The following is a 16,641-nucleotide window of genomic DNA, read 5'->3' as shown; positions in this document are numbered from 1 at the left end:
TTTGATGCTTTTCCACAACAAAGTCCCGCTGGCACATGGCTAGCGGGATTTTCCAATAAGAGCCTGACCATAGCCCGCTTTCACAGCGGTTTCAGCGCTATCTTGTTTAAACGCCTGGCTGCCGGAGTAAGGCAAGGTAAGCGATGACCGTGTTCCCTCTTCCAGCGCGGCCAACTCCAGCGAGGCTTGTGCGCCGTAGCGGGTGTGCAAACGCGCCCGGATATTCGCCAGGGCAACACCGCTGCCCAGTCGCGCCGGACGCCGCGAATGATGTAATCCAAGCCCATCGTCGTCGATTCGAATATTCAGTTGCCCGTCCTTGACGTCGGCAAACAGGCGCACCGTGCCACCCTCCAGCTTCGGCTCGAGCCCGTGGTGCACGGCGTTCTCCACCAGCGGCTGCAGCAGCAGCGGCGGCAGCACCGCCTTGCGCGCTTGTTCGCTCACGTCGATCGAGAAGCGCAACCGGTCTCCCATCCGGATCTGCATCAATTGCAGATAATTGTGTGCAGTCTCCAGCTCGACGTCCAGCGTGCTGTCGCTCGCCCGCATCTGGCCGAGGCTGGCGCGCAGATAGTCGGTAAACGATTCAAGCATCAACTGCGCGCGCGGCGCATCGATGGCAATCAGGCTTTGTACATTGGCCAGGGTATTGAACAGGAAGTGCGGCTCGATCTGCGCCTGCAACATGCGCAATTGCGATTCGGCCGCCTGCTGCGCCAACGCATTCTCCTTCGCCCGCAGCAGCCACCAGATCCAGTTCGCTGCCACAATGAAAAGCGCAAAGATCAAGAACTTGAGCTGGACCAAGGGGACACCAGACAACTTGTTCCAAAGGTTGAGACTGTATGGATACCCCAATAGCACGTAGCCCAGGCGCACGCCCACTGCCATGCCTGCGATCAACAGCACACTCACGACTGCTGCCGCGCGCCAGTCCGGCCGGGCCGACAGCGCGTCGAGCTTCGCGCCTGGCAGCAACAGTTCGAAGCCGCGCAGCATGAACATCATTGTGCATGCCGCACACAGTCCGAGCAGCAGATTGGTGCGTAACGACGAGGCCATCCAGCCCTGGGCATCGCTGCCCATCAAGAAGACCGACAGCCCCATCAATGCCATTGCAACGCTGAGCCCCAGGACGCTCCCCACCAGCAACCGCGCCCACCACGGATCGACGCGCTCCTTCTTCAGGACCAGGAAGGTGCGCAGCGTATATTTCAGGGTTTGTATGATCGTCATGGGGCGACAGTGTAACGGCTCAGTTCCTGGGCGGCGTGATTTCCGCAAGAGCGCTGCGCCGTTCGCGCTCGATGCGCTGTGCCTGCGCCAGCTCCACTTCGAATGCGCTTGGCTTATCGCTGGGAGCCTGCACCCCTCCCAAGTCTTCGGCGATGCGGAAGCCCTCTAAGCCACCGATGAAATCAGGCGCCGTGAAGCCGCGCATCGAGGCGTGGAAACCGCGCCAGTGCCAGGTGCCGCCGCGCAGTCCGCGCGCCTTGCAGGCTCCGCTCACCCAGGCACTGCCATCCTTCGGCGCACCGTTATAGTCATCGTGTTCGCAGTCTTGCAGGAATTCGGCGACATTTCCAAGCGTATCGTACAGCCCGAAAGCATTCGGTTCGTACATGCCGACGATACTGGCGTACTCGGCTTTGTCGTCGCACGGAATGACGCCGACGTGGTTCATTGACTCCAGCCCGAAGTCGCGCCGGATCGCCGCCTCGGCCGAGCGGTCGCCCAGATTGCCATAGCGGCACGCCTGGGCTTCGTCGTTGCCAAAGAAGTAGCGCTGGGTGCTGCCGGCGCGATGCGCGTATTCCCATTCAGCCTCGGTCGGCAAGCGATACTTCTTGCCGGTTTCCTTGGCCAGCCATTTGACATAGGCGTCGGCGCCGTTCCAGCCAATGCAGGTTGCCGGTTCGAACTTGCTCATCGACTGCAGCGTGGTGGCCACAGGATATTCTCCCGGAATGCTGAGAAACCAGCTCCTCGACGCCATTTGTGTGCACATGCGCGGGATGCGGTAATTGGTGGCCTCGACAAAACGCTGGAATTCAGCGGCAGTGACTTCATACTTCCCCAACCTGAACGACTTGATGGCCACCGCATGCACCGGCTGCGAGTTGGCCTTGCGATCGCTTCCCATCATGAACTCGCCGGCCTTGATGGTGACCATCGGCGGTTCAATCGGCATGACCTTGTCGGTCGCGAAAGCGGGCACCGCCCAAAGCAAGGCGGACATCAGGACGATATTTTTTGGCATTGCATTCCTTCTTCGTTGGTTGAGATGAAAGAAGGATTCCAGAACCCGCACGCGACGCCACGCACCAAGCGACGAATCGACAATCGAGCCGACGAATGGCTACAATGCCGCCATGACTTCTAAACTGGATACGCAATTGCCATGGCGCGCCTTGATCGCCGATGACGAGCCGCACCTGGCGCAGTACTTGTGCAGCCAGTTGGCATTGCTATGGCCCGAGCTCGAGATCGTGCATGTCGCGCGCAATGGCATTGAAGCCGCCGAACGTATCGCTGCGCTCGCGCCCGACCTGGCATTTCTGGATATACAGATGCCGGGCATGACCGGACTCGAGGTGGCTCAGGGAATCGAAGGACCAACGCGCGTGGTGTTCGTGACCGCTTATGATGAATACGCGGTCGAGGCGTTTGATCACGCGGCACTGGACTATGTTCTCAAGCCGCTCAAGAACGAAAGGCTGGCACGTACGCTAGAGCGGATCAAGGCGGCGCGCGCCTCCGTGCAACCCGACGCGCGCCTGGCCGATGCTCTGGCACGCCTGATGGCGCCGCCCCAGCAACCGCGCCTGCGCTACATCCGCGCGGCGCGCGGCGAACTGACATCGCAGGTGGCGGTCGACGACATCATGTTCTTCCATGCCGACGACAAGTACACGGTGGTCACCACCGCCGCCGGCGAGCACCTGATCCGCACCACCATCACCGACCTCGCATCACAGCTCGATCCGGACCAGTTCTGGCAAGTCCACCGCTCCACCCTGATTAACCTGGCTTTCGTGGAAGGCACTCGGCGCGACGAGGCCAGCCGCCTGTTCGTACGCATGAAAGGGCAAGCGAAGGAACTGCCGGTCAGCCGTGCGTTCGTACACTTGTTCAAGGCGATGTAGCTGATTTTCCTGCTCGGAAAGCAAAAAGGCCCGCTAGCTTATGCTTAGCGGGCCTTCGGTATAAGAGCCTGACGATAACCTACTTTCACACTGGTTGCAGCACTATCATCGGCGCAGAGTCGTTTCACGGTCCTGTTCGGGATGGGAAGGGGTGGGACCGACTTGCTATGGTCATCAGGCATGACTTGTCAACAATCGTGGAAGAAGTAAAGTGGGGGTAGGGTTCTCAAACACTGTGTAAATGCTACATAACCGTCAAGGTTATAGGGACAAGCCGTACGGGCAATTAGTATCAGTTAGCTTAATGCATTACTGCACTTCCACACCTGACCTATCAACGTCCTGGTCTCGAACGACCCTTCAAGGAGCTCAAGGCTCCGGGAAATCTCATCTTAAGGCAAGTTTCCCGCTTAGATGCTTTCAGCGGTTATCTCTTCCGAACTTAGCTACCCGGCAATGCCACTGGCGTGACAACCGGTACACCAGAGGTTCGTCCACTCCGGTCCTCTCGTACTAGGAGCAGCCCCCTTCAAATTTCCAACGCCCACGGCAGATAGGGACCAAACTGTCTCACGACGTTTTAAACCCAGCTCACGTACCACTTTAAATGGCGAACAGCCATACCCTTGGGACCGGCTACAGCCCCAGGATGTGATGAGCCGACATCGAGGTGCCAAACTCCCCCGTCGATATGAACTCTTGGGAGGAATCAGCCTGTTATCCCCAGAGTACCTTTTATCCGTTGAGCGATGGCCCTTCCATACAGAACCACCGGATCACTATGTCCTACTTTCGTACCTGCTCGACTTGTCGGTCTCGCAGTTAAGCACGCTTATGCCATTGCACTATTAGCACGATGTCCGACCGTACCTAGCGTACCTTCGAACTCCTCCGTTACCGTTTGGGAGGAGACCGCCCCAGTCAAACTGCCTACCATGCACTGTCCCCGATCCGGATCACGGACCAAGGTTAGAACCTCAAACAAACCAGGGTGGTATTTCAAGGATGGCTCCATAGGAACTGGCGTCCCTACTTCAAAGCCTCCCACCTATCCTACACAGATTGGTTCAAAGTCCAATGCAAAGCTACAGTAAAGGTTCATGGGGTCTTTCCGTCTAGCCGCGGGTAGATTGCATCATCACAAACACTTCAACTTCGCTGAGTCTCGGGAGGAGACAGTGTGGCCATCGTTACGCCATTCGTGCAGGTCGGAACTTACCCGACAAGGAATTTCGCTACCTTAGGACCGTTATAGTTACGGCCGCCGTTTACTGGGACTTCAATCAAGAGCTTGCACCCCATCATTTAATCTTCCAGCACCGGGCAGGCGTCACACCCTATACGTCCACTTTCGTGTTTGCAGAGTGCTGTGTTTTTATTAAACAGTCGCAGCCACCAGTTTATTGCAACCTTTTCGCCCTTCCACAGTAAAGTGGTCAAGCTACCGAGGCGTACCTTATCCCGAAGTTACGGTACCAATTTGCCGAGTTCCTTCTCCCGAGTTCTCTCAAGCGCCTTAGAATACTCATCTCGCCCACCTGTGTCGGTTTGCGGTACGGTCTCGTATGACTGAAGCTTAGAGGCTTTTCTTGGAACCACTTCCGATTGCTTCGCGAACAAGTTCGCTCGTCCCAGTCCCTTGAATTACGCGCCCGGATTTGCCTAAGCGCCTTCTATGAACCAGGAACTGCCTATTCCAACAGGCAGACAACCTTCCGCGATCCGTCCCCCCATCGCATCATACGACGGTGCAGGAATATTAACCTGCTTCCCATCAGCTACGCATCTCTGCCTCGCCTTAGGGGCCGACTCACCCTGCTCCGATGAACGTTGAACAGGAAACCTTGGGCTTACGGCGTGCGGGCTTTTCACCCGCATTATCGCTACTCATGTCAGCATTCGCACTTCTGATACCTCCAGCATCCTTTACAAGACACCTTCGCAGGCTTACAGAACGCTCTCCTACCATATCCTTGCGGATATCCGCAGCTTCGGTGACTGGCTTAGCCCCGTTACATCTTCCGCGCAGGACGACTCGATCAGTGAGCTATTACGCTTTCTTTAAATGATGGCTGCTTCTAAGCCAACATCCTGACTGTTTTAGCCTTCCCACTTCGTTTTCCACTTAGCCAATCTTTGGGACCTTAGCTGGCGGTCTGGGTTGTTTCCCTCTTGACACCGGACGTTAGCACCCGATGTCTGTCTCCCAAGCTCGCACTCAACGGTATTCGGAGTTTGCAATGGTTTGGTAAGTCGCGATGACCCCCTAGCCATAACAGTGCTCTACCCCCGTCGGTGATACTTGAGGCACTACCTAAATAGTTTTCGGAGAGAACCAGCTATTTCCAAGTTTGTTTAGCCTTTCACCCCTATCCACAGCTCATCCCCTAATTTTTCAACATTAGTGGGTTCGGTCCTCCAGTGCGTGTTACCGCACCTTCAACCTGGCCATGGATAGATCACTTGGTTTCGGGTCTACACCCAGCGACTGGCGCCCTGTTCGGACTCGATTTCTCTACGGCTCCCCTATCTGGTTAACCTCGCCACTGAATGTAAGTCGCTGACCCATTATACAAAAGGTACGCCGTCACCCCTTGCGAGGCTCCGACTGTTTGTATGCACACGGTTTCAGGATCTATTTCACTCCCCTCCCGGGGTTCTTTTCGCCTTTCCCTCACGGTACTGGTTCACTATCGGTCGATTACGAGTATTTAGCCTTGGAGGATGGTCCCCCCATGTTCAGACAGGATTTCTCGTGTCCCGCCCTACTTGTCGTACGCTTAGTACCACCGCTCTGATTTCGTGTACGGGGCTATCACCCGCTATGGCTCCTATTTCCAGAGGATTCCACTATCAGAACGACTATCACGTACAGGCTCTTCCCATTTCGCTCGCCACTACTTTGGGAATCTCGGTTGATTTCTTTTCCTGCAGCTACTTAGATGTTTCAGTTCGCCGCGTTCGCTTCACACACCTATGTATTCAGTGAGTGATGACCTATAAGGCCGGGTTTCCCCATTCGGAAATCTTCGGATCAAAGCTTGTTTGTCAGCTCCCCGAAGCTTATCGCAGACTTCTACGTCCTTCATCGCCTGTAATCGCCAAGGCATCCGCCATGTGCACTTATTCACTTGTCCCTATAACCTTGACGGCTATCAGTTACAAGCACTTACTACTGTGTTTGATGAGTTTTACTACTACCCTAAGTAATATCTTTCGATATCGCTTAATAAAACTTTTACTTCTTCCAGATTGTTAAAGAACGATGAACATTTAAGCGTTCAAACCTAAGCGGCTACGCTTACGTTTGAAAACTTGGTGGAGGATGACGGGATCGAACCGACGACCCCCTGCTTGCAAAGCAGGTGCTCTCCCAGCTGAGCTAATCCCCCATTGGTTTGGTAGGGCTGGTTGGGCTCGAACCAACGACCCCCGCGTTATCAACACGGTGCTCTAACCAGCTGAGCTACAGCCCCAACATTGCTGTTCTTCGTATTACAACAGTCGATAAGTGTGAACGTTTGAGTCTGATGCCGACTCTAGAAAGGAGGTGATCCAGCCGCACCTTCCGATACGGCTACCTTGTTACGACTTCACCCCAGTCACGAATCCTACCGTGGTAAGCGCCCTCCTTGCGGTTAAGCTACCTACTTCTGGTAAAACCCGCTCCCATGGTGTGACGGGCGGTGTGTACAAGACCCGGGAACGTATTCACCGCGACATGCTGATCCGCGATTACTAGCGATTCCAACTTCATGTAGTCGAGTTGCAGACTACAATCCGGACTACGATACACTTTCTGGGATTAGCTCCCCCTCGCGGGTTGGCGGCCCTCTGTATGTACCATTGTATGACGTGTGAAGCCCTACCCATAAGGGCCATGAGGACTTGACGTCATCCCCACCTTCCTCCGGTTTGTCACCGGCAGTCTCATTAGAGTGCTCTTGCGTAGCAACTAATGACAAGGGTTGCGCTCGTTGCGGGACTTAACCCAACATCTCACGACACGAGCTGACGACAGCCATGCAGCACCTGTGTGCAGGCTCTCTTTCGAGCACTCCCAGATCTCTCCAGGATTCCTGCCATGTCAAGGGTAGGTAAGGTTTTTCGCGTTGCATCGAATTAATCCACATCATCCACCGCTTGTGCGGGTCCCCGTCAATTCCTTTGAGTTTTAATCTTGCGACCGTACTCCCCAGGCGGTCTACTTCACGCGTTAGCTGCGTTACTAAGTCAATTAAGACCCAACAACTAGTAGACATCGTTTAGGGCGTGGACTACCAGGGTATCTAATCCTGTTTGCTCCCCACGCTTTCGTGCATGAGCGTCAGTTTTGACCCAGGGGGCTGCCTTCGCCATCGGTGTTCCTCCACATCTCTACGCATTTCACTGCTACACGTGGAATTCTACCCCCCTCTGCCAAACTCTAGCCTCGCAGTCTCCATCGCCATTCCCAGGTTAAGCCCGGGGATTTCACGACAGACTTACGAAACCGCCTGCGCACGCTTTACGCCCAGTAATTCCGATTAACGCTTGCACCCTACGTATTACCGCGGCTGCTGGCACGTAGTTAGCCGGTGCTTATTCTTCAGGTACCGTCAGCAGATCTGGATATTAGCCAGACCCTTTTCTTCCCTGACAAAAGAGCTTTACAACCCGAAGGCCTTCTTCACTCACGCGGCATTGCTGGATCAGGGTTGCCCCCATTGTCCAAAATTCCCCACTGCTGCCTCCCGTAGGAGTCTGGACCGTGTCTCAGTTCCAGTGTGGCTGGTCGTCCTCTCAGACCAGCTACTGATCGTTGCCTTGGTGAGCCTTTACCTCACCAACTAGCTAATCAGATATCGGCCGCTCCAGGAGCACAAGGTCTTGCGATCCCCTGCTTTCATCCTTAGATCGTATGCGGTATTAGCGTAACTTTCGCTACGTTATCCCCCACTCTTGGGTACGTTCCGATATATTACTCACCCGTTCGCCACTCGCCGCCAGGCCGAAGCCCGCGCTGCCGTTCGACTTGCATGTGTAAAGCATGCCGCCAGCGTTCAATCTGAGCCAGGATCAAACTCTTCAGTTCAATCTCTGTTTTTGCCGCATTTCTGCGGCAGGTCACTCACTCAAAATACTGACGAAATCTCTTTCGAGATTACGTTTAATTTTGTGCGAGCGTTACAACGTATATTTTGAGCATCGGACCCGAAGGTCCGGGCATATCGTCAAACGCCCACACTTATCGACTGTTGATTTTTAAAGATCGCTGCTTTTATTTAACGAAGCGTTGTGTTCGTTGCAGCAGAGAAGCGAGATTATGCAATGTTTCGTATAACTCGTCAACCCCATCTTTTCCTCGTTTCGCTTCGCTGAGTTGTCAGCGCTGCGTTGCGAGGGACAGAACTATAGCAAACGATCCGGCTGTCCGCAAGGGCCTTCTTCTATTCCCGTATTTCTGCATTCTGTCGCACATCGGTGGCGGCTTTACGCAAGGTTATCTACACTTGCCCCATATTCAATAGAAAGTCGCGCATGTTTCCAACTCCGAAAGCCCAAGACACAGCAAAAACCATCCTGGCCTGGCTCCACCGCGGCTTTGATGCGACGACCGGCTGGGTTACGCACTTGTCTTGGTGGAAGTTCTTCCTGTTTGCGGCGCTGTCGATGATCGCAGCATCGATCTTGCAGGATGAGCTGTTCTCGCCCTCCCGCGACGAAGAGATGGTGATTCGCTCCCATAAGCGTACAAAATCAGGTAACGCGGACCCAAACATCACGATTGACGACAGTGGCATCCATTTCAATCCGCGCGCTGGGAAGATCAAGAAGCCAGCCAGCACTGAAGCCAGCAGCGATGATGCGGCCAATGAACATGAATCAGCGGATGCTGTTGAAGCGGCGGCAGCCGAAGCAGCAGCGCCGGCGATGCCAGCCGAGCCGGCAGATGCCGCGATCCCAACGCCCCCTGCCCCGCCGGCGCCGAAGGCCAGTCGGGCTAAACCTCCTGCGGCGCCGGCGGCTCCAGTGGCGCCAATGCCTGGCGAAGAAGTCCATATCGAACTGCCGCCGCAGATCGGCGAAGAACTGTCAAACGCACTGGAGCAGGCTGTCGATAGTGCAGCCGAAGAAAAAGTCTCGCGCTACCACAAGCAGGCGTCGACCTGGTTCACCAGCTTCATCACCCTGCTCTTGCTAGCACTGTTCGCGATGAAAGCGCTGGTTGGCGGCAAGAAGAAGGCAGAAGCCGAGGCGCAAGTGGCAAACGCCGCGGCCGAGCGCGAATCCATGCAGCGCCAACTGAGCGAAGCCAAAATGCAAATGATGCAGGCCCAGGTCGAACCGCATTTCCTGTTCAATACCCTGGCTTCGGTGGAGCATCTGATCGAGACCGATCCGCCGCGCGCTTCAGCCATGCAGCGCAGCCTGATCAAATACCTGCGCGCGGTACTGCCGCAAATGCGTGAAAACAAGCTGACCAGCACGCTCGGCAGCGAGTCCGATATGGTGGCGGCCTACCTGGCCCTGCTGAAGATGCGCATGGAAGAGCGCCTCACCATCGACTTCGATGTGCCGGAAGGACTGCGCACCGCCGCCTTCCCGCCAATGATGCTGCAGTCGATGGTCGAAAACGCGATCAAGCACGGCCTGGAAGGCAAGCCGGAGGGCGGCTACCTGAGAGTCCGCGCCGAAGTGGCGCACAGCAAGCTGCGCGTGACGGTGAGCGACGATGGCCTGGGCTTTGGCGCCAAGCCGAGCACCGGCACCGGCCTGGGCCTGACCAATATCCGCGAACGCCTTAAGCTGCTGCACGGCGACCAGGCTTCGCTGAAAATCGAGCCCAACCAGCCGAGCGGCGTGATCGCGATTATCGAGGTGCCATACCAGTTGGCGCGTTCGGAATAAGCGATTGCCTTACGCTGCGATCCATTGAATAATTGATACTTCTTATTTCCACATATTGAGCACTATGCCCACAGCAATTATTGCCGACGATGAGCGATTGATGCGCGACCAACTGCGCATGCGGCTGGAACAAGTCTGGCCGGAACTGGAGATCCTCGGCGAAGCCAAGAACGGCGACGAAGCAGTAGAACTGGTCGACGAACTGAAACCTGATTTCACCTTCCTCGATATCCGCATGCCGGGCAAGACCGGCATGGAAGCAGCTGCCGAAATCGGCAACAAGAGCAATGTGGTTTTCGTCACCGCTTACGATGCCTACGCCGTGGAAGCCTTCGAACGCGGCGCAGTCGACTACGTGTTGAAACCACCGGAGCCGGAGCGGCTGAAGATCACCGTCGAGCGCCTGAAAGGTCGCCTGTCTTCGCCGGCAGCCAGCGCCGCTCAAGGCGCCGACATGGCCGCGATCCTGAACCAGCTTGCCGAGAAAATCGCAGCGCCAAAACCGAAGTACCTGCAATGGATCCAGGCCAGCATCGGTTCAGACCTGCGCATGATCCCGGTCGAGGAAATCCTGTTCTTCCGTTCGGACGAAAAATACACCTGCGTGCAGACCGATAAATTCGAGGCGCTGATCCGCAAGCCGGTGCGCGACCTGGCCGAAGAGCTGGACCCTTCCCTGTTCTGGCAAATCCACCGCGCGACCCTCGTCAATGTGAACGCCATCGAAGGCGTAACGCGCGACATTCGCGGCCGCCACCTGGTTATGATCAAAGGCCGCCCCGATAAGCTGGAAGTCAGCCGCTCCTTCCTCCATCTGTTCAAGCAGATGTGATCCAGATCAAGCCGTCCACCGGCTTGCTGTAATACGGTGTCCTGGTGGTTGCAGCCACCAGGAGGCCAACTTTGAAGAATCCCCGCACCCGCGTCCAGGGACGTCGCTCCACAGATTCCGCGCTGGCGGAAATCCGTGAGGATGAACGCGTCCACATCTCGCGCGAACTACACGACGACCTGGGGCAATTGCTGGCAACCCTGCGCGTCGAACTCACTCTCCTGAAGCAGCTGCCTCCGGGCTCGCCCGATGCCGAGGCGCGCCTGGCCAGCATGGACAACCTGCTCGTGACGGCCATTGGTTCGCTGCGCCGCATTGCAGGCAACTTGCGCCCCCGCGCGCTCGATGAAGGCGGTTTGTACTTTGCACTGGAATCGCTGCGGCGCGAGTTCGAAAAACGGCACGGCATTAGCTGCCTGCTCGATGCGCGGCCAGAGACCCTGGTGCTTGACGAGCGCTATAGCACCGCCATCTATCGGCTGGTGCAGGAGTCTTTAACCAATATCGCCCGCCATGCGGAAGCCGCCACTGCCGAAGTGCGTGTCCGGCGCGACAGCCGGGAACTGCTCATCAATATTTCGGATGATGGGCGCGGCATTGCTGTCGGCGACATGGCCAAGGCAGACGCGCTTGGCCTGCTTGGCATGCGCGAACGTGTCGCCGCACTGCGCGGCACCATGAACGTCGACGGCGGCGGCGGCACGCGCATCGCGATCCGCATTCCCCTCCCCGCAGGCGCATAAAAAAAGGGCGGGTCCGAAGACCCGCCAAAGATCATGAATCACCTCGAGAGAGAGAGAGGTACTGCTTGCTACAAAAACTGCTTAGAAGGCGTGACGCAGGCCCAGGTTGAATGCCTTGTCGCCAGTGCCCGCTTCAGTGTTGTTGCCAACGGTGTAACCGGCGCCGTTCTTGTTCTTGATCTTGGCGATCGCGGTGTAGGCAGTGGTGCGCTTGGACAGGGCGTACAGGTAGCCGATGCCAAACTGGTTGGCGTCCTGGTCGTTTTGCTTGTCGTCTTTATGGATGTAAGAAGCAACCAGGGTGCCGCCGCCCATTGGCACGCCTACGCCCAGCAGCCATTCAGCGCTGTCCGCGGAGGACTTGGGTGCAACTTTCAGGCCGTAGGCGTTAGCCACTGGCAGTGGTGCCGAGCCGGCGCCTTTGTCCTTTTCGTAGCCGAAGTAGACCTTGGCAACGCCGAAATCGTAGTTGGCTGCCAACAGGGTGTTCTTGGCTTTGTCCTTACGCACGGCTGGAGTGGCACCCACTGCAGCCGTGTCGTTGTTCTTGTTGTTGTGCACCAGGCGAACATTCAGTTCCTTGCTGGTGTAGTTCACGCCAAAGCCGAACTGGCGGCCAGCGGTGTTGTCGCCGGCTTGTTCGCCCATGCCGTACAGTGCATCGACGCTGAAGCCGGAGAACACTGGGGAGTTATAAACGATGGAGTTCGACAGGCGGGTGTTGACGCCGCCGGTTGGGAACAGGTTCTTGGCGCTGCCAGCATAGCCGGCGCCGAATGGGTCGGCAACCTGCGACAGGGCGTTGTACAGCATGGTGTACTGGCGGCCCAGGGTGATCTGGCCGGCTTCAGCACTCTTCAGGCCAACGAAGGCCTGGCGCTGTGCGAACACGCCTGCGGTGTCCTGGTCGCCGGTGTCGATCTTGACGCCGGATTCAATCGTGAAGATAGCGGAAGTGCCGCCACCCAGGTCTTCAACACCTTTGAAGCCCAGGCGGGAAGCCGAACCCACACCACTGGTCACCTTGTTGACGCTGCCGTTTACGCCGCCACGCTCTGCGACGAAGCCTGCGTCAGCGATACCGTAGATGGTCACATTGGACTGGGCTTGAGCTTGTGCTGCGAAACCGCTGATGATCAGTGCTGCCAGAGTAAGTTTTTTCACTTGTTGTCCTACGTTGTTGAAGTTGAGGGAAATGTTTCAAACGCAGCTATATTGCCCCTCAATTACTTCAACAATGTGACAGGAAAAAATTACTTCAGGCGTGATGTAACAACCCAGTAATATTCGGACCGCAACACTTTGATTTCACGCGCAGCGATGCCCAAACGCTTGCGCAGCCAGCTGTCGGACGGGTAGTTCTTCATCACTTCGAAGCGATTTCCGTCGTCATCTTTCTGGAACTCGTAGGTATTTCCGTGCTGGTCGGTGCGCGCGACCGGGAAGCTCTCGCCGTCGACATAGTCTTCACCCATCAAGACAAGCAAGACATCCTTGCCGACCTTCTCGCGCAATTGTTTCAGGAATTTGTCCTGGTTCTCGCGCGGCACCTGGGCCCACAGGAATTCGGCGTAGACAGCCGTGTACTGGCCCGGCTGAACGTCCAGCATGGACAGGTCGGCGCTTCCCAGCTGCAGGACCTCGTGGCCATCCAGCAGTTCTTCGATGTGCTCGCGCACTTCGTACAATTCTTCTTCGTTAATCACAGTTCGTAGTTCTCATGTTCGCCCTTCATCGCCTGTTCGATCAGCTTGCGGTTCAACGTCGGCGCCAGCAGCTCGATGAAGGTATATATATAGGATCGCAGGTAGGCGCCCTGCTTGACAGCCACGCGCGACACATTCATGCCGAACAGGTGGCCGGCGGGAATGGCCCGCAGGTTGCGGTCGCGCTCAGGGTCGAAGGCCATGCCGGCGATGATCCCGACTCCCATGCCCAGTTCCACATACGTCTTGATCACGTCCGCATCGATCGCCTCCAGCAGCACGTCCGGCTTCAGGCCCCGCTTTTCGAAGGCCTGGTCGATGCGCGACCGGCCGGCGAAGGCGGCATCATACGTGATGATGTGGTGCTCGGCCACTTCTTCCAACGTGACGGACTTGATCCTCAATAGCGGATGGTCCGGAGGCACCACCACCACGTGCTCCCATTGGTAGCAAGGCAGCGTAATCAGGCCATCGATGGCGGCAATGGATTCGGTGGCGATGGCCAGGTCGGCCTGGTCGCGCTGCACCATCTCCGCGATTTGCTTCGGATTGCCTTGCAATAAAGACAAGCGCACCTTCGGGTACTTCTGCATGAAGGCCTGTACTACTTTCGGCAGGGTATAGCGGGCCTGGGTGTGCGTGGTGGCGATGGTGAAGCTGCCCGAGTCCTGGGCCGCGTATTCCTTGCCGATCCGTTTCAGGCTGTCGATCTCCTGCATGATCAGTTCGACCGAAGACAAAACCAGGCGGCCAGGCTCGGTCAGGCCGCGAATCCGCTTGCCATGCCTTGTGAAAATATCAACACCCAACTCCTCTTCCAGTTCGATGATCGCCTTGGAAACGCCCGGCTGGGAGGTAAACAAGGCCTTGGCGGCGTCGGTCAGGTTGTAGTTCTGGCGCACGGCTTCCCGCACGAATCGCAGTTGGTGAAGGTTCATTCTCGCTCTCGTTGGACTCCCCAGCGCATATTTTACGCTGATGCTTATGCCTTAACAGCATATAAGCAAATAAAGACTATGTTGTTTGGAATAAGCCCCCAGTTTATTACCATTGATTCCACTTTGGGCATGCCTTACTGGGAAAGCTATGTATCAATACGATCAATACGACCACCTCATCATCCGCGAACGCATCGAGCAGTATCGCGACCAGGTTCAACGACGCCTGAACGATGAGTTGACCGAGGCCGAATTCCTGCCGTTGCGCTTGCAGAACGGCCTGTACATGCAGCGCCACGCTTATATGCTGCGTATTGCCGTCCCTTACGGCCTGCTGTCATCCAAGCAGATGCGCATGTTCGCGCACATCGCCCGCAAATATGACCGTGGCTACGGCCACTTCACCACCCGCCAGAACATCCAGTTCAACTGGATCAAGCTGGAAGAAACGCCGGAAATCCTGAGCGACCTGGCTTCGGTGGAGATGCACGCCATCCAGACTTCGGGTAACTGCATTCGCAACGTGACTTCGGACGAATTCGCCGGCGTAGCGGCCGACGAAATCATCGACCCGCGTCCATACGCCGAAGTACTGCGCCAATGGTCCACCTTCCACCCGGAATTCATCGCCCTGCCCCGCAAGTTCAAGGTGGCGATCAATGGCGCCGTGGAAGACCGTGCCGCCATCGCCGTGCACGATATCGGCCTGACAGTTGTGCATAACGAAGCCGGTGAGATCGGCTTCAAGGTGATGGTCGGCGGCGGCATGGGCCGTACCCCGATCCTGGGCAGCGTGATCCGCGAATTCCTGCCGCGAGAGCACCTGCTGACCTATATCGAAGCGATCATGCGCGTGTATAACCTGCACGGCCGCCGCGACAACAAGTACAAGGCCCGCATCAAGATCCTGCTGAAAGCCCTGGGCGTGGAAGAATTCACCCGCCAGGTGGAAGTCGAATGGGAAGACCTGAAAGGCACCGAGCAGACCCTGACGCTGGAAGAAATGGAGCGCATCATTGCCTACTTCCAGCCGCACGCCTACAAGTCGCTGCCAGCCATCGACCCGGCCGCGGGCCACGCCGACAACAAGGCTTTTGGCAACTGGCTGAAGCGCAATGTGAAAGCGCACAAGGTGCCGGGGTATGCAGCCGTGGTGCTGTCGCTGAAGAAGACCGGCGTGCCGCCGGGCGATGCGACCGCGGAACAGATGGACTACATGGCCGACCTGGCCGACCGCTACAGCTTCAGTGAGCTGCGCGTGACCCACGAGCAGAACATCGTTCTGGCCGATGTCGAGCAATCCCGGTTGTTCGACCTGTGGCAAGAGATCAAGGCGCACGGCCTGGCTACCCCGAACATCGGCCTGCTGACCGACATCATCTGCTGCCCTGGCGGCGATTTCTGCTCGCTGGCGAACGCCAAGTCGATCCCGATCGCGCAAGCGATTGCCGAGCGCTTCGACCGCATCGACTTCCTGCACGATATTGGCGACTTCGAGCTGAATATCTCGGGCTGCATCAATGCCTGCGGCCACCACCACGTCGGCAATATCGGCGTGCTGGGTGTCGACAAGGACGGCAGCGAATGGTATCAGGTGTCGATCGGCGGCGCGCAAGGCAACAACTCCGCCATCGGCAAGATTATTGGCCCGTCGTTCTCCGCGCAGCAGATGCCGGAAGTGATCGACCGCCTGCTGCAAGTGTATGTACGCGAGCGTACCCCGGAAGAGCGCTTCGTGGACACCGCGCAGCGCCTGGGCATTGCCCCGTTCAAGGAATATGTATACGCCACGCCGATTGAAATCGCTGGCCGCCTGGTAGGAGAAGACGAATATGCCTAAGCAAATCATCAAGGGCCGCGCGATCGTGGCCGACGACTGGAACCTGCTGCGCGCCGAGGAAGGCGCCGAAGCCGCCACCGTGGCTGCGCTGGCTGTGCCGGCAGGCCGCGTAATCCTGCCGCTGGCAACCTGGCTGGCGCAGCGCGATGCGCTGTCTGCCCGCGCCGCCGCCGGCGAGATCGCCGTATGGCTGGCGCCTGACGAAGATCCGGTCGCCCTGCACGACGACCTGCCGCGCCTGGCCCTGGTCGCAATCGACTTCCCGAAATTCACGGATGGCCGCGGCTACTCCCACGCCTGGAACCTGCGCTCCCGCCTGGGCTGGACCGGCGAACTGCGCGCCATCGGCGACGTGCTGCGCGACCAGCTGTTCTCGATGCAGCGCGTAGGCTTTGACGCCTACGACACCCGTCCGGACCGCAGCATTGAAGACGCGCTGAAAGGCCTGACCGTGTTCAGCGAGACTTACCAGGCATCGGTCGACCAGCGCGTACCGCTGTTCCGCCGCCACGCGCGTCCAACGCCTGCCGCCGGAGCCTGAA

At 57.3% G+C, this 16,641-nt stretch carries 11 protein-coding genes, 2 tRNA genes and 3 rRNA genes; 6 read left to right on the top strand and 10 right to left on the bottom strand.

Annotated elements, in window-relative coordinates; genetic code table 11:
* Positions 1-39: 39 nt before the first annotated feature.
* Both ACN9MU_RS11370 and ACN9MU_RS11365 read right to left on the bottom strand, forming a co-directional pair.
* On the bottom strand, positions 40-1,239 hold the full coding sequence (locus ACN9MU_RS11370; RefSeq protein ID WP_426344596.1) for a sensor histidine kinase: 1,200 nt from the start codon (positions 1,237-1,239) through the stop codon (positions 40-42).
* 19 nt (positions 1,240-1,258) lie between these two features.
* Positions 1,259-2,263, bottom strand: coding sequence for a formylglycine-generating enzyme family protein (locus ACN9MU_RS11365; RefSeq protein ID WP_426322421.1), 1,005 nt, complete (start codon positions 2,261-2,263; stop codon positions 1,259-1,261).
* A 112-nt stretch (positions 2,264-2,375) separates the two neighbouring features.
* Here ACN9MU_RS11365 and ACN9MU_RS11360 point away from each other — a divergent pair, with 112 nt between their 5' ends.
* On the top strand, positions 2,376-3,149 hold the full coding sequence (locus tag ACN9MU_RS11360; protein ID WP_426322419.1) for a LytR/AlgR family response regulator transcription factor: 774 nt from the start codon (positions 2,376-2,378) through the stop codon (positions 3,147-3,149).
* A 66-nt stretch (positions 3,150-3,215) separates the two neighbouring features.
* Here ACN9MU_RS11360 and rrf read toward each other — a convergent pair.
* The 5 genes from rrf to ACN9MU_RS11335 all read right to left on the bottom strand — a co-directional run bounded on the left by rrf (position 3,216) and on the right by ACN9MU_RS11335 (position 8,223).
* Positions 3,216-3,328, bottom strand: a 5S ribosomal RNA gene (gene rrf / locus ACN9MU_RS11355).
* 86 nt (positions 3,329-3,414) lie between these two features.
* Positions 3,415-6,286 (bottom strand): 23S ribosomal RNA (locus ACN9MU_RS11350).
* A 179-nt stretch (positions 6,287-6,465) separates the two neighbouring features.
* A tRNA-Ala gene (locus tag ACN9MU_RS11345) sits at positions 6,466-6,541 on the bottom strand.
* A gap of 7 nt (positions 6,542-6,548) precedes the next feature.
* A tRNA-Ile gene (locus tag ACN9MU_RS11340) sits at positions 6,549-6,625 on the bottom strand.
* Between the two features lie 67 nt (positions 6,626-6,692).
* Positions 6,693-8,223: ribosomal RNA gene (locus tag ACN9MU_RS11335) — 16S ribosomal RNA — on the bottom strand.
* The 16S, 23S and 5S rRNA genes sit together here with 2 tRNA genes alongside, the layout of an rRNA operon.
* A gap of 446 nt (positions 8,224-8,669) precedes the next feature.
* Between ACN9MU_RS11335 and ACN9MU_RS11330 the strand changes: the two genes are divergently transcribed.
* The 3 genes from ACN9MU_RS11330 to ACN9MU_RS11320 all read left to right on the top strand — a co-directional run bounded on the left by ACN9MU_RS11330 (position 8,670) and on the right by ACN9MU_RS11320 (position 11,615).
* Entirely contained in the window at positions 8,670-10,040 is a 1,371-nt protein-coding gene (locus tag ACN9MU_RS11330; RefSeq protein ID WP_426170671.1) for a sensor histidine kinase, read from the top strand.
* Positions 10,041-10,104: 64 nt separating this feature from the next.
* A complete protein-coding gene (locus ACN9MU_RS11325) occupies positions 10,105-10,872 on the top strand; it encodes a LytR/AlgR family response regulator transcription factor (protein WP_426170669.1) in 768 nt (255 codons plus the stop codon).
* Positions 10,873-10,943: 71 nt separating this feature from the next.
* Entirely contained in the window at positions 10,944-11,615 is a 672-nt protein-coding gene (locus ACN9MU_RS11320; protein ID WP_426170668.1) for a sensor histidine kinase, read from the top strand.
* An 81-nt stretch (positions 11,616-11,696) separates the two neighbouring features.
* Here the strand turns inward: ACN9MU_RS11320 and ACN9MU_RS11315 are convergent, their stop codons facing one another.
* From ACN9MU_RS11315 to ACN9MU_RS11305, 3 genes are all read right to left on the bottom strand, one after another.
* On the bottom strand, positions 11,697-12,779 hold the full coding sequence (locus tag ACN9MU_RS11315; protein ID WP_426170666.1) for a porin: 1,083 nt from the start codon (positions 12,777-12,779) through the stop codon (positions 11,697-11,699).
* A gap of 89 nt (positions 12,780-12,868) precedes the next feature.
* Positions 12,869-13,321, bottom strand: coding sequence for a hypothetical protein (locus ACN9MU_RS11310; RefSeq protein WP_426322415.1), 453 nt, complete (start codon positions 13,319-13,321; stop codon positions 12,869-12,871).
* Positions 13,318-14,259: a CysB family HTH-type transcriptional regulator gene (locus ACN9MU_RS11305; RefSeq protein WP_426170664.1), complete on the bottom strand. Its 942-nt coding sequence runs from the start codon at positions 14,257-14,259 to the stop codon at positions 13,318-13,320. The genes ACN9MU_RS11310 and ACN9MU_RS11305 overlap by 4 nt, the downstream gene beginning before the upstream one ends.
* 148 nt (positions 14,260-14,407) lie before the next feature.
* Here ACN9MU_RS11305 and ACN9MU_RS11300 point away from each other — a divergent pair, with 148 nt between their 5' ends.
* Together ACN9MU_RS11300 and ACN9MU_RS11295 are read left to right on the top strand one after the other, a co-directional pair.
* The gene (locus ACN9MU_RS11300; protein WP_426322413.1) at positions 14,408-16,099 is read left to right on the top strand and encodes a nitrite/sulfite reductase; all 1,692 of its coding nucleotides are present in this window, start codon (positions 14,408-14,410) and stop codon (positions 16,097-16,099) included.
* Positions 16,092-16,640, top strand: coding sequence for a DUF934 domain-containing protein (locus ACN9MU_RS11295; protein WP_426337335.1), 549 nt, complete (start codon positions 16,092-16,094; stop codon positions 16,638-16,640). Before ACN9MU_RS11300 ends, ACN9MU_RS11295 begins: the two co-directional genes overlap by 8 nt.
* Position 16,641: the final 1 nt, after the last annotated feature.

Origin of the sequence: Pseudoduganella sp. R-32 (assembly GCF_049913245.1) — a bacterium.
In the GTDB taxonomy this organism is placed as follows: Bacteria; Pseudomonadota; Gammaproteobacteria; order Burkholderiales; family Burkholderiaceae_D; genus Rugamonas.
This window is presented reverse-complemented; position numbering and strand designations above follow the sequence as displayed.

Excerpts from the sequence above, each read along its gene's own strand:
- ACN9MU_RS11370 (WP_426344596.1), bottom strand. The coding sequence starts at position 1,239 with ATGACGATCATACAAACCCTGAAATATACGCTGCGCACCTTCCTGGTC.
- ACN9MU_RS11365 (WP_426322421.1), bottom strand. The coding sequence starts at position 2,263 with ATGCCAAAAAATATCGTCCTGATGTCCGCCTTGCTTTGGGCGGTGCCC.
- ACN9MU_RS11360 (WP_426322419.1), top strand. The coding sequence starts at position 2,376 with ATGACTTCTAAACTGGATACGCAATTGCCATGGCGCGCCTTGATCGCC.
- ACN9MU_RS11330 (WP_426170671.1), top strand. The coding sequence starts at position 8,670 with ATGTTTCCAACTCCGAAAGCCCAAGACACAGCAAAAACCATCCTGGCC.
- ACN9MU_RS11325 (WP_426170669.1), top strand. The coding sequence starts at position 10,105 with ATGCCCACAGCAATTATTGCCGACGATGAGCGATTGATGCGCGACCAA.
- ACN9MU_RS11305 (WP_426170664.1), bottom strand. The coding sequence starts at position 14,259 with ATGAACCTTCACCAACTGCGATTCGTGCGGGAAGCCGTGCGCCAGAAC.
- ACN9MU_RS11300 (WP_426322413.1), top strand. The coding sequence starts at position 14,408 with ATGTATCAATACGATCAATACGACCACCTCATCATCCGCGAACGCATC.
- ACN9MU_RS11295 (WP_426337335.1), top strand. The coding sequence starts at position 16,092 with ATGCCTAAGCAAATCATCAAGGGCCGCGCGATCGTGGCCGACGACTGG.